General features: G+C 70.2%; 10 protein-coding genes. 6 read left to right on the top strand and 4 right to left on the bottom strand.

Annotated features, from left to right (window positions below):
* Positions 1-6 precede the first annotated feature (6 nt).
* A complete protein-coding gene (locus ACFQ9K_RS21790) occupies positions 7-675 on the bottom strand; it encodes a TetR/AcrR family transcriptional regulator (RefSeq protein WP_378720330.1) in 669 nt (222 codons plus the stop codon).
* Positions 676-806: 131 nt separating this feature from the next.
* Between ACFQ9K_RS21790 and ACFQ9K_RS21785 the strand changes: the two genes are divergently transcribed.
* The 3 genes from ACFQ9K_RS21785 (at position 807) to ACFQ9K_RS21775 (ending at position 4,752) form a co-directional block, all read left to right on the top strand.
* Complete coding sequence (locus ACFQ9K_RS21785; protein WP_378720331.1) at positions 807-2,222, top strand: MFS transporter; 1,416 nt, start codon at positions 807-809, stop codon at positions 2,220-2,222.
* Positions 2,223-2,304: 82 nt separating this feature from the next.
* A complete protein-coding gene (locus ACFQ9K_RS21780) occupies positions 2,305-3,141 on the top strand; it encodes an SDR family oxidoreductase (RefSeq protein ID WP_378720332.1) in 837 nt (278 codons plus the stop codon).
* Positions 3,142-3,555: 414 nt separating this feature from the next.
* The gene (locus ACFQ9K_RS21775) at positions 3,556-4,752 is read left to right on the top strand and encodes an FHA domain-containing protein (RefSeq protein ID WP_378720334.1); all 1,197 of its coding nucleotides are present in this window, start codon (positions 3,556-3,558) and stop codon (positions 4,750-4,752) included.
* A gap of 17 nt (positions 4,753-4,769) precedes the next feature.
* On the opposite strand, the gene ACFQ9K_RS21770 is transcribed toward ACFQ9K_RS21775, so the two are convergent.
* Genes ACFQ9K_RS21770 through ACFQ9K_RS21760 form a run of 3 tightly spaced genes read right to left on the bottom strand, consistent with a single transcriptional unit; the run spans position 4,770 to position 7,998 of the window.
* Positions 4,770-6,815 (bottom strand): serine/threonine-protein kinase, encoded by a 2,046-nt coding sequence (locus ACFQ9K_RS21770; protein ID WP_378720335.1) that lies wholly within the window; start codon positions 6,813-6,815, stop codon positions 4,770-4,772.
* Positions 6,812-7,645: a hypothetical protein gene (locus ACFQ9K_RS21765; protein ID WP_378720337.1), complete on the bottom strand. Its 834-nt coding sequence runs from the start codon at positions 7,643-7,645 to the stop codon at positions 6,812-6,814. Before ACFQ9K_RS21765 ends, ACFQ9K_RS21770 begins: the two co-directional genes overlap by 4 nt.
* Positions 7,642-7,998 (bottom strand): hypothetical protein, encoded by a 357-nt coding sequence (locus tag ACFQ9K_RS21760; RefSeq protein WP_378720339.1) that lies wholly within the window; start codon positions 7,996-7,998, stop codon positions 7,642-7,644. The genes ACFQ9K_RS21765 and ACFQ9K_RS21760 overlap by 4 nt, the downstream gene beginning before the upstream one ends.
* Here ACFQ9K_RS21760 and ACFQ9K_RS21755 point away from each other — a divergent pair.
* The 3 genes from ACFQ9K_RS21755 (at position 7,988) to fdhD (ending at position 12,352) form a co-directional block, all read left to right on the top strand.
* Positions 7,988-8,485: a hypothetical protein gene (locus tag ACFQ9K_RS21755; protein ID WP_378720340.1), complete on the top strand. Its 498-nt coding sequence runs from the start codon at positions 7,988-7,990 to the stop codon at positions 8,483-8,485. The genes ACFQ9K_RS21760 and ACFQ9K_RS21755 overlap by 11 nt on opposite strands.
* Positions 8,486-9,222: 737 nt before the next feature.
* Positions 9,223-11,520: an FdhF/YdeP family oxidoreductase gene (locus ACFQ9K_RS21750; protein WP_378720341.1), complete on the top strand. Its 2,298-nt coding sequence runs from the start codon at positions 9,223-9,225 to the stop codon at positions 11,518-11,520.
* On the top strand, positions 11,513-12,352 hold the full coding sequence (fdhD, locus tag ACFQ9K_RS21745; protein WP_378720342.1) for a formate dehydrogenase accessory sulfurtransferase FdhD: 840 nt from the start codon (positions 11,513-11,515) through the stop codon (positions 12,350-12,352). Before ACFQ9K_RS21750 ends, fdhD begins: the two co-directional genes overlap by 8 nt.
* Positions 12,353-12,490 lie beyond the last annotated feature (138 nt).

Below are 12,490 nucleotides of genomic sequence, written 5' to 3'. Positions count from 1 at the left end.
TAGAGTTCAGGTGACCGGCGTGCCGAGAATGCCGTCGATCAGCACCCGGAGCGCCCACTTTCCGCGGGCGTCACCCTCGCCCGCGAGCAGCGGTCCCTGCATCGCCGTGATCATCGGATAGCGGTCTCGCGGCAGCTCGGCGAAGCGCTCGGCGACCTCGGCGAGGTGCTCGGTCTGCGACGAGTCCTTGGTGTTGTAGGCGCTCTGCTCGGCGGCCGCGGCGGTGATATGCAGGTAGATCAGGTCGACCGCCCACGCGTTGGTGAGGTCGTCCACGCCGCCCTCGGCGAACAGCGCCAGCATTCGTTCGAACAGCAGCAGCGCGTTCGCCCCGGTGGGAATCGCGCCGAGGGCGACGAGCGCCAGTCCCTCGTGCTTGCTCATCACGGTGACGGTCGTCTCGACCAGGTCGACCAGCCGTTCGCGCCAGGTATCCCCGGCCGGTTCGCCGATCGTGCCGAGCACGTGATCGAGCATCGCGGCCATCAGGTCGTCCCGGTTGGCGACGTAGACATAGAGCGAGGCCGCGCCGGTATCCAACTCCTGCGCGACGCGGCGCATGGTCAGCGCGGCCAGACCGTCCTCGTCGAGGATGCGCAGGCCGGTTTCGATGATGACGTCCCGGCTCAGCGGGGCCTTCGCCGGGCGAGCGCGGCGACTGACGGGTGCGTTCATGGCGTCGAGCATACGCGCCGACGAACAGCGTTTGACACGAACGCCGTTCGTTTCTTATCGTGGCGTAACCGAACACCGTTCGTAACGATCGAAGTTCGATCGCTTTCTCTTCACCTCGAAGGAGGTGTCCCATGACCACCGTCGCACCCCTTACTCCCACACCACCCCGGGTCAACGGCCGGATGTGGGCGATACTCGCCGTCATCCTCGCGGCCGACATCCTCGACCTGCTCGACTCGACGATCACCAACATCGCCGCCCCCACCATCGCCGAGGACCTGCGCGGCGGCCAGTCGCTGATCCAGTGGCTCGGCGCCGGTTACGCCCTCGCCCTCGGCGTCCTGCTGGTCGTCGGCGGCCGGCTCGGCGATCGCTTCGGCAGGCGCCGCATGTTCCTGATCGGCCTGGCCGGCTTCACCATCGCCTCGGTCGCCTGCAGCCTGGCCATCGGTCCGACCTCGATCATCGCCGCCCGGCTGGTCCAGGGCGCGTTCGGCGCGCTGCTGATTCCCCAGGGTTTCGGCATCCTCACCGCCGTCTTTCCCCGCGAACAGCTCGGCAAGGCGTTCAGCGCGTTCGGTCCCACGATGGGCCTGTCCGCGGTCGGCGGCCCGATCCTGGCCGGGGTCCTGATCGACGCAGACCTGTTCGGATTCGGTTGGCGCGCCATGTTTTTGATCAACATCGCGCTCGGTGGCGCCGCGTTCGCCGCCGCCTACCGGCTGCTGCCCGCCGATACCGGTGACCGCGGCATCGCCATCGACGGGCTGGGCGCCGCACTGCTCGGCGCAGGCATGTTCGGTGCGCTGTTCGGGCTGATCGACGGCTCGGCCAACGGCTGGACCGGCGCGCCCTTCGCCTACCTCGCCGCCGGCCTGGTCTGCTTCGGACTGTTCGCCCGCCGCCAGCTGACCGCCGCGAACCCGCTGATCCAGCCGACGCTGTTCGCGAACCGGGGCTTCACCTCGGGACTGCTGCTCGGGCTCGTGTTCTTCGCCGCGGTCGCCGGGCTGCTCTACGTGCTGTCACTGTTCCTGCAAGCCGGACTCGGCTACACCCCGACCGGTGCCGCGATCGGCTTGGCGCCCTTGGCCGCAGGCATCGTGGTCTCCTCGATCGTGGCGCACCAGTTCATCGCCCGCGTCGGCCGCACCCTCATCCTGATCGGCTTGCTGATCACGCTGGCCGGTACGGGACTGCTGCTCGTGCTCGCCATGACCGCAGGGGCGACCGTCGCCGGGTGGGCGATCGCCGTGCCGATCCTGATCCTCGGTCTCGGCCTCGGCACCTGCTTCGGCACCATCTACCAGGTCACCATCGGCGACATCGAGCAGGACGAAACCGGCAGTGCGAGTGGCTCTCTCACCGCCGTGCAACAGCTCGCCAATGCCGTCGGCGCGGCCGCGGTCACCACCGTGTACTTCCACTCCGCGGGCGCAGGCCAGGTACACGCGCTGATCGTCAGCCTGGTTCTGGTCGCCGCCGTCGCCCTCGCCAGTTGCGGGCTGGTCCGCCTGCTACCGCGCAACGCACCCGCGCAGCACTGACCCATTCCGCCAACGGCCGCAAGCGATTCCACGACGGACACACACCCCTCCTGATCAACTCACCGACTCGAAGGACTTTCGCATGATCCTCATCACCGGCGGCCGCGGCGCGGTCGCCACCCAGCTGCTGACCCTGCTGCACGCCGACGGCCGTGCCGTCCGGGTCGGCTCCGGCCATCCCGGCAAACTCCAGCTACCCGCCGAGGTCGCCGGTGTCGCTTGTGATCTCACCGACCCGGGCACCTTCCCCGCGGCCCTCGACGGCGTCAGCTCCGTGTTCCTCTACGCGGAAGCCGCCGCGATCGGCGAGTTCGTCTCCGCCGCAACCGAAGCCGGGGTCGAGCAGATCGTGCTGCTGTCCTCGTCCGCGGTGCTCGACCCGGACGCCGACGCCAACCCCGTCGCCAAGTCGCACCTCGACGCCGAACGCGGCCTCGCCGACGCCCCGATGACCGTCAGCGTGCTGCGGCCCGGCGCCTTCGCCGGCAACGCCCGCGGCTGGGCCCGGCCGATCAAGGCCGGTACCCCGATCAACCTCCCCTACCCGAACGCCTACGTCGACCCGATCCATGAAATCGACGTCGCCACAGCCGCTTACGCGCTGCTCACCATGCCGGCACACCGCGGCGAAACGCACCACCTGACCGGACCTGAAACGCTCACCTTCACCGAGCAGATCGATCGCATCGCCGAGATCACCGGGCGCGCCGTCGCGATCGAGCAGGTCACGCCCGAGGCATGGAAACGGCAGATGGCCGCCTATATGCCCGCCGAGTACGCCGACGGCCTGCTCGACTACTGGCGCCGGACCGACGGGGTGCCCAATCAGCTCACCGACACCGTCACCCGCCTGACCGGTCGCACACCCCGCACCTTCGCCAGTTGGGTCGAGGAGAACGCCGCCGAGTTCACCGGCTGAGCCCGGCATCCGCACCCAACGACGACCATCCCGCACACCGCTTCCCTCGGCCGCACCCCTGCACTGGTAGTGCGGGCGACCGAAGCGGTGTAGAACAGTTGCGCACAGCCGATACTCAGCATTGCGACGAGCAGCCGAACCCGGTGCCGGGCGAGATGGTCGCCACACTTGCCGCCGCGGGCGAATTGGACGAAACGCCAGGCCGCCAGCATTTACGGGCGGCCGGCACCACGAGCGACGAACCACCAGAATCCCAGCGGCGCTGGGAAATTCGTGGACCGGTCGATACTTCCAGATGAACACGACTGCGCATCCCGGCAAGTCCCCACCGTCGCGGTACGCACCGGATCCGGTCCTCGCGCACGCTCTATGCTGGCTTCGAATGTCGGTAGTGCGCCGGGAAGGAGGGCGCGGGTGCGCAGCAAATCGTCCACTGTCGGTATCGCGCAGGGTCATGGCCTGGTCGCGCGCTTCGGCGGCGTGGTGGTCTATCTGGCGGGCGAAACGGCCGCCACGGACCGGATCCTCGGTGCCATCGAGGCGGTCGCGGACGCCGAGCATCCCGGCGCGGCGATCGCCCAGCGGCTGGCGGCCGTGGTTTTCGGCGGCACCTCCGAGACGCCGCCGTTCGGCGTGGTGGCGCCGACCGACGACGGCACGCTGATCCTGCTGCGCGGACCGGTCTTCGCCGAGATCAACGGCGCCGAGGGCACCCGCAGGCTCGACGGTGCGCGCGCGTTCACCTGGGTCGACGAGATCGTCCGCGAGCCGCTGCGCCGGATCACCGTCGGCACGGACAACGAAACACCGCTGAAGGCGTTGCCGCGCACCGATCTGCGGGCGGGCGTGGTGCCCGGCGGTGGGTTCGTGGTGAACGTGGCGCTTCGTCGCGCGGCCAAAGCGGCCAAGGGTTCGTCGACGCCGCGCCCGTCCGCGCCCACGTCGACAACCGAGCCCGCGCCGACCGCCGCCGCCGGATTCGCCGCGACGCCCGAGCCGACCGGTGCCGACCCGGCGGTCGATTCGCCGACCTCCGTGGCCTCAGCCGTAGCCGCCGCCGGGCCGCCGGCCACCTCCGCCACGCTCCAGCCGAAGGAATCGGCGCGACCACGCGCCAGACCGCGCCCGCCGATCGGCAACCGTCCCGCGGATCGCCAACTCGCCTGGTCCCAGACGCATCTGCCCGAACCGGTCGCGCTACACAAGACCTCGGCCGACCGCGCCCGGCTCGTCCGTCCGGTCGCCGAGAAGGACCGAGCCGCAGGCACCTTGATCCTCGAGAACGGCACGGCGTTCCCCCTGGACCGCCCCTACGTCATCGGCCGCGGCCCGCAAGCCGACGACGCCGTCCGCTCCGCCACCGCCGAGCCCATCGTGATCCAGCGCGACCGGCACGTCTCCCGGGTGCACGCCTACGTCTCGGTCGACCGCGGCAAGGTCTTCGTCCGCGATGCCCCCGCCACCTCCGGCACCTTCATCGCCCCGCCCGGCGCCGACCAGTGGACCCGGATCGGCACCTCCCCCACCGAACTGCCGCCCGGCTGGAGCGTCCGCATCAGCGAACGCGTGATCACCTACCGCTCCCCCGCTGAGCCCGATCCCGAGTCCTGACGCCCGCGCCTGCACGCTCAACGTTGCCGACGGGCGCGGCGAAGATAGCGGCGGCGCTTGCCGATTCGGCGCGCACCGACGGACGCGGCCGATCCCGCCGCGGTGGCGAGGGCGGCCGATCCCACGGTCGCCGGCACCATCGGCGGGTGCCCGAGCAGGATCCACGCGGCGCCGACAAGGGCGATGGCGAGCAGCGCGGCACTGATCATCAGGCCGAGGCTGTTGGCGAATCCACCACGCCCCCTGCGTAACCGGCGCATGTTCGACTTGAGATAAGCCAGCGAGAACAACCCGAGCAGCACGATGCCCGCGGCCGTCGCGGTCGTCGCCGGGGGCTGGACGGTGTGGAATTCGACTCGCTCGACGGCGATTTCGCTGCCGTTCCGCAGTAGTACGAGGTTCCCGGTGAGTGTCCCGGCCAGCACGTACCGATGGACGGGCGCGGGAAGCATGGCGCTGTGCTCACCCGGCACGAACGGAACGATCTCGCCCCCGAGCGGAACGCCGAGCACGGTCACCGTCAGCGCCGCGGCGTCCGCCTCGACCCCGTTGACGCGCAACGGGATCGGCTTCGTCAGATCGATCTCCACCGGTGTGGTCACCGGATCGACGCCACCCAGGCTGACCGAACCCGCCGCCAGACCACCGCCGATCGCCGGCTCCCCCACCCCGAATACGGCGAGCACAGCCGCCGCCACCGCGAGGACCGCGGCCACGGCGAACGGCACCCTGGCCGGCTTGAAACCGACGACCTGCTGAATCGGCACCAGATCCCGCCGATCGATCTCCACCAGCCGCGCCCCGCCCGCCGGCAGCACCTGCAACGGCCGCACCTGCGCCGCCGGCCCTCGAACCGGTCGCCCGCCCTGCCGATAGGACCGCGGCCCAGCGGGTGGCCGAGTCCCGGCCGAAGGGGGCGCACCAACCGGCCGAGCCCCGGCCGGCGGTCGCGGAGCACTGGGAGGCGGCGAGCCGGCGGACCGCGACCCGGCCGGGTACCAGGGCACCGTAGGCGGAGCGGCCCCGGACGACGGCGGCGGACCGGGGTGCGGCTCCGGCATCGCGGGCGGCATTCCTCGACCCGGCCCAGGCGTCACCGGCGGCGTTCGCGGGTAATCGCTCGTCCCACGGCCCGGTGTGCGTCCGGCTCCGGTCGCGGCGGCGATGATCGTGTCCGCGCCGAACACCGGAATGCCCAGGGGGGTAAGCCAATCCTCGCCCCAGCAGGAGGCGGCGGGCTGGGCCAGGGCGATGCCGAAGGATTCGGCCGTGTCGAATCGCTGGGCGGGGTCGGTGGCCAAGCCGCGCATCACCACGGCGGCGATCGGTTCCGGGATGCCCGGCGCGACCTCGCCGAGTGGGATCGGCTCGTCGAAGGCGTGCGCGAACAGCGTCGCCAGCGGCCCGTCGCCCGGCGGGAACGGCAGCACCCCGGACAGCAACTGGTAGAGCATGGTGGCCAAGGCGTATACATCCGTCGCGGGCGAAAGTTGTTGTCCGCGGGCCTGCTCCGGCGCGATGTAGGACGGCGTGCCGATGATGTCGCCCGCCTTGGTCACCAAAGTCTGGTCACCGCCGACGATCTTGGCGATACCGAAGTCGGTGAGCTTGATCGCCCCGCCCGCCGCGAACATCAGATTCGCCGGTTTCACGTCGCGGTGCAGCACCTGGTGCCGGTGGGCGGCGGTCAATCCCGCGGCGCAGGACAGGGCGATCGCGACGGCGGTCGCGGAATCGTAACCCTGCCTGGCGAATCGCTCGCCGACCGTGCCGCCCGGCAGGTATTCCATCACCAGCAGGCAGAGCTCGCCGTGCTCCAGATAGTCGAAAACCCGCACCACATGTGGATGATCGATCGCCGCGAGCACCCGCGCCTCGGCGACGAACCGGCGGCGGACCTGGTCGTCGTGCACGAACTGCGGGGGAATCTGCTTGATCGCCACCGGCCGGCCCAGCCGGCGATGCGTCCCCGCGAGCACCACCCCGCACCCGCCGCGGCCGAGTTCGGCGCCGATGTCGTAGGCGGGCAACGCCGCCCGCACGAGTTCGTCCTGCTCGGTCACGGCGTCGGCCCCTCGGCCGGGAAGCGGTAGGTGACGTCTTCGTCGGCCTCGTCCGTGTCGTCGTCGAGGTCGTCGTCCTCGTCCGGTTCCGGCGTCGGCGACGCGTAGCCGAGCAGAAACGCCACGGCGGCGGTGACGCCCGCGAAGGCCAGCCACAGTCCGGTGTCCGGCACCCACCACCGCGCCACCGACGCGGTGAACGCGAACACCAGACCGATCCCGAGCCCGGGCGCGAGCAGCCGCACCCCCCGCTGCCACCGATTGGCCGAAAGCCGGTGTCGCGCAATGGCCAATGCCGCATCCGCGAAGCCGAGCGCGGTCAGCACGGCCAGCGCGATGCCGAACAATCCATACACCGACCACAGCGACCCACGCACATCGGTGACCAGCGGAATCTTCGCCACCGCGGTATCGCCGGCGCCGTAGACCGCCAGCTCACCACCGATGAACCCGGTCGCCTGCCCGGCCAGCCCGCGCAACTCCAGCCGATAGCCCAGCGAATCGGATTTGCCTGGCGCAATGGTCAATTCGACCGCGGTGGAATAGGAGAAGAAGCTCAGACCGAGCACCTGCCCCGCGAGATCGACGTGCCGGATCTCCAGCGGCTCACTCGTATTGTTGGTCAGCTCGACCGCCACCCGGACCGTGCTGTCCGGCTCGAGCCGCAGCGGCTTGTCCGCCGTGGTCCCCGCGATGTCGTGCCCGTCGAAGTTCGCGGACAGGTCGACCCGGTCGGATCGCGCATCCGCCTGCGCGGCGGGCCAGGCCAGCACGATCAGCAACAGCACCGGCCAGACCGCACGCCGAAAGCCCCGGGAATCACGGTTCATTCGCCCCTCCGCGCGGGTAGCTGCGAAATCAGGCGATTGCCGTAGTACCACCCGCCGAGCAGCAGGAAGAACAGGATCACGGTGAGTGTCGAGGTGGCCGACCCGACGCTGCCGACCAGCACCACATCCAGCGGCGCGACCAGCACCCGCCCGCATCTCGCCGTCACCTGATGCCTGCCGACCTCCACCGCGCCGGTGCGCAGCGGCACCTCGAACGCCCCGTCCACCCCGGCGACGGTCTTGCCGACGGCGACATTCTCGATCGAGACATCGACCGGCGAGCGCGGATCGCAACCGTGCCCGCTGGCGGTGACACCGGCACCGGGGCCGATCGCCGACGGCGTGAGATCCATTGCAGCGGGCTCGGTTCGAGGCGGCGGAGGCGGCAGAACCGCGGGATCGGGCGGCACGACAGCGGGTGTCCGGGCCGGATTCCCGGGCGGCACAACAACAATCGGCGGCCGGATCACCGGCGGCGGCACCGGGACGGCCGCTTCCGGCGGCGGGACAACCTCGGTGGTCGAACTCGCGGGCGGCGTCGATGTGATCGACGGCGGAGTGGTCACCGTCGGGGTCGTGGTGGGTGGGGTCGTCGTGGGTGGAGTGGTGACCGGCGGCGTCGTGGTATCCGGTGTGGTCGGCTCGGTCGACCGCGGCGCACTCGGACACGTCGGTCCATCCGGCTCATCGCACGGTTGCTGCCGCCGCGGCGGCGGCCCGTCCGGCGTCCCGGTCTCGTCCTGCGGCGGTGGCGGCGGTTGCCGCGCGGGGACCGGCGACACCGGCCCGTCGCGCGTCCCGCCACCGTCCCCCGGCGGCGGCAGCGGACTCGCGGGCTGACGTGCGGGAACCGGCGCTACCAGCCGGGCATCGAGGTACCGCACGCTCGCGGGTCCGCCCCGCGAAGGTGGTGATGGTGGTGGTTCCGGCGTGGGCCCGGTCGAGACCGGCCCGGCGCGGGTTCCACCACCATCGGGTGGCAACGCCGGCGACGCCGAATCGGTCGACTGCCGGACAAGGTCGGCCCCAGCACGAGCTTGTCCGCGGTTCAGCCCACCACTCGGTGCCGACCATCGCGGCTGCACCACTACCGGAGCCGGTTCCGCCGACCCCGGATCCCCGACCGCGGCAACCCCCGGAAAACCCACCAGCACAACGCCGTACAGAATTCCGGTGGCGCCGATGAGCGCTCGGCCCGCGCGCCTGTTCCCCACCTGCCGACGCCCTGCGCCGGCACGCGCAGCAACTGGTGCCAGCGTCCCCATCGGCCATGCTCTCGCTAGGCGTACCGCCGCCGTCGCGCCGACCCTGCCCGGTTCGACGGCGGACTCTGTACGACCGCGCCTACGTGCGTGCGATCTCTAGCATCGTAATGCCGTGCGCGCCAACGCGGAGCCAACTCCGGCGAGCCCGGCCGCCGAGGGAGCCGGGCATCCGGCGCGATCTGGGGACGCGCCGGATGCCGCACGCGGTTTAGGGTCAGCGCAGGTTCCGCACCCGCACCGTCCCGAGTGCATACCATCGAAGTAGCTGGTCCCCTGCCCGACTCAGACAGCGCGAAGAGGACAATACGAACTATGCACCGTAATGGTCCGACCGAGGATATCGATGAGTCCGCGCTGCGCGTGACCCCGCCGAAAGAGCAGGCCGCGGGTGTCACCGCGGTCGCGGTGTCGCTGAAGCGCGCGATCGACGAGATGGGCGTGATCCGCACCGCCCGCACCCTCGCGCGGGTCAATCAGGTGCACGGCTTCGACTGTCCCGGCTGCGCCTGGCCCGAACCGACCGGACATCGCCGTCCGGCGGAGTTCTGTGAGAACGGGGCGAAGGCGGTCGCCGAGGAGGCGACCGTGCGCACGGTCACCCCCGAGTTCTTCGCCGCCCACTCGCTCGACGACCTGGCGGACAAGTCGGGCTACTGGCTCGGCCAGCAGGGCAGGCTCACCCATCCGATGGTGCTGCGTCCCGGCGACACCCACTACTCCCCCATCGACTGGGACGACGCCTACCGGCTGATCGCGGATCATCTGCGCGACTTGACATCTCCGGACGAGGCGGTCTTCTACACCTCCGGCCGCACCAGCAACGAGACCGCGTTCCTCTATCAGACACTGGTCCGTAGCTTCGGCACGAACAATCTGCCGGACTGTTCGAACATGTGTCACGAGTCCTCGGGCGCCGCACTGGTCAGTTCGATCGGCATCGGCAAGGGCTCGGTCTCGATCGACGACTTCGCCGCCGCCGACCTGATCATCGTCGCGGGCCAGAACCCGGGCACCAACCATCCACGCATGCTCAGCGCGCTGGCCGGCGCGAAGGACAAGGGCGCGAAGATCATCGCGATCAACCCGCTGCCGGAGACCGGCCTGCTCGGTTTCCGGGATCCGCAGACGGTCAAGGGGTTCACCACCGGCGTGTCGATCGCCGACCACTTCCTGCAGATCCGGCTCGGCGGCGACATGGCGTTGTTCCAGGCGCTCGGCCGGCTGCTGTTCGAGGCCGAGGACCGCGCGCCGGGCACGGTGGTGGATCGGGAATTCGTCGACACGCACTGCGCCGGCCTCGCCAAGTACGAGAAACAGGTCCGCGCCGTGGATTTCGACACGGTGCTGGCGGCGACGGGCCTCACCCAGGCCGAACTCGACCGCACCGCAAAGCAATTGGCCGAATCGAAGAACATCATCATCTGCTGGGCCATGGGGCTCACCCAGCAGGCGCACGGCGTCGCGACCATCGAGGAGGCGACGAACCTACTGCTGCTGCGCGGCATGATCGGCAAGCCGGGCGCGGGCGTGTGCCCGGTACGCGGGCATTCGAACGTGCAGGGCGACCGCACCATGGGCATCTGGGAGAAGATGCCGGACGCGTTTCTCGACGCGCTGGACCGGGAATTCGGCATCACCAGCCCGCGCAAGCACGGCTTCGACACGGTCGACGCCATCCGCGCCATGCGCGACGAGCGCGCGTCGGTGTTCTTCGGGATGGGCGGCAACTTCGTCTCGGCGACGCCGGACACCGCGGTGACCGAGGCCGCGCTGCGCACCTGCGCACTGACCGTGCAGGTTTCCACCAAGCTCAACCGCAGCCACGTCGTGCACGGCCGGACCGCGCTGATCCTGCCCACCCTCGGACGCACCGATCAGGATCTGCGCGACGGCCGCAAACAGCAGGTGTCGGTGGAGGATTCGATGTCGATGGTGCATCTGTCCACCGGCAGGCTGAAGCCGGTGAGCGAGCAGCTGCGCAGCGAGGTCGCCATCGTCTGCGATCTCGCGCTCACCCTGTTCGGCGCGGATCATCCGGTCCCGTGGGCACGCTTCCGCGGCGACTACGACACCATCCGGGACGCGATCTCCCGGGTGGTGCCCGGCTGCGCCGACTACAACACGAAGGTGCGCGCCCGCAACGGATTCGTGCTACCGCATCCGCCCCGGGACAGCCGCGAATTCCGCACCAGCACCGGCAAAGCCAACTTCGCGGTGAACGAGTTGAGCTGGACCCCGGTGCCCGAGGGCAGGCTGATCCTGCAGACGCTGCGCAGCCACGACCAGTACAACACCACCATCTACGGTCTCGACGACCGCTACCGCGGCGTGCACGGCGGCCGCAAGGTGGTGCTGGTGCATCCCGACGACATCACCGCGCTCGGCTTCGCCGAAGACGATCTGGTGGACGTGATCTCGGAATGGACCGACGGAACCGAACGCAGCGTCAAGGGTTTCCGGCTCATCGCCTACCCGACCCCGCGCGGCAATGCGGCGGCCTACTATCCGGAGACGAATCCCCTTGTCCCCCTGGACCATGTCGCCGCCCGGTCGAACACCCCGGTCTCCAAGTCGGTGACCGTCAGACTCGAACGGGCCGCCGATGAGTAGAGTCACCGCCCGCCGCCGAATGCGCCGGATCTCGCCGTCGGGTGAGATCCAACGCCCCGACACCCTCGCCGTCGAGGAGCCGCTGGAGATCCGGATCGGCGGCGAATCGCTCGCCGTCACCATGCGCACCCCCGGCAACGATGTCGACCTGGTGCACGGATTCCTGTTGAGCGAGGGCATGATCGGCGTCGCCGAGGAGATCATGGCCGCCCGGTACTGCGCGGGGACCGACGACGACGGCCGCCAGACCTACAATGTCCTCGATCTCACGTTGCGCCACCCGACCCCGGTGCGGCCCAAGAACTTCCTGACCACCGGCGCGTGCGGCCTGTGCGGCAAGACGGCGCTGGACGAGGTGCGCACGCTGTCCCGGTATCCGATCGCCGAGGGCGGGGCGATGGTGGACACGCAGGTGCTGTCCGGCATGCCGGACACGTTGCGCAGCAAGCAATTCCTGTTCGAGGCGACCGGCGGCCTGCACGCGGCGGGATTGTTCGGCACCGACGGCACGGTGCTCGCGGTGCGCGAGGACATCGGCAGGCACAACGCGGTGGACAAGGTGATCGGCTGGGCGCTGCGGCAAAACCTGGTTCCGGCACGCGATCTGGTGCTCATCGTCAGCGGGCGCGCCTCCTTCGAGCTGGTGCAGAAGGCGGCGATGGCGGGCATTCCGATGCTCGGCGCGGTCTCGGCGCCCAGTTCGCTCGCGGTCGATCTGGCCGCCGAAAGCGGCCTCACCCTCGCCGCGTTCCTGCGTGGCGACACCATGAACGTCTACACCCATCCGGAGCGGATCGTCGCCACGCCCAACGACACCTCGATGCTGGCCTGATCACGCTTGCCCGGACCGGATGGCCGACTTACCGTGACAGCACGTGATCGGAGCGGTTCGGCGGGAACGGAGAGACCGATGCGGATCTCGGTGGAGGGCACGCAGGCGGGGTTACGCGTGCGGATGCGGTTCGAGCAG

This window comes from Nocardia sp. NPDC056564 (assembly GCF_042793755.1).
GTDB lineage: Bacteria > Actinomycetota > Actinomycetes > Mycobacteriales > Mycobacteriaceae > Nocardia.
Note: the sequence above shows the minus strand (reverse complement) of the source record. Positions and strands in the feature narration are given on the sequence as shown.

Excerpts from the sequence above, each read along its gene's own strand:
- ACFQ9K_RS21780 (WP_378720332.1), top strand. The coding sequence starts at position 2,305 with ATGATCCTCATCACCGGCGGCCGCGGCGCGGTCGCCACCCAGCTGCTG.
- ACFQ9K_RS21760 (WP_378720339.1), bottom strand. The coding sequence starts at position 7,998 with ATGGATCTCACGCCGTCGGCGATCGGCCCCGGTGCCGGTGTCACCGCC.
- fdhD (WP_378720342.1), top strand. The coding sequence starts at position 11,513 with ATGAGTAGAGTCACCGCCCGCCGCCGAATGCGCCGGATCTCGCCGTCG.
- ACFQ9K_RS21785 (WP_378720331.1), top strand. The coding sequence starts at position 807 with ATGACCACCGTCGCACCCCTTACTCCCACACCACCCCGGGTCAACGGC.
- ACFQ9K_RS21750 (WP_378720341.1), top strand. The coding sequence starts at position 9,223 with ATGCACCGTAATGGTCCGACCGAGGATATCGATGAGTCCGCGCTGCGC.
- ACFQ9K_RS21790 (WP_378720330.1), bottom strand. The coding sequence starts at position 675 with ATGAACGCACCCGTCAGTCGCCGCGCTCGCCCGGCGAAGGCCCCGCTG.
- ACFQ9K_RS21765 (WP_378720337.1), bottom strand. The coding sequence starts at position 7,645 with ATGAACCGTGATTCCCGGGGCTTTCGGCGTGCGGTCTGGCCGGTGCTG.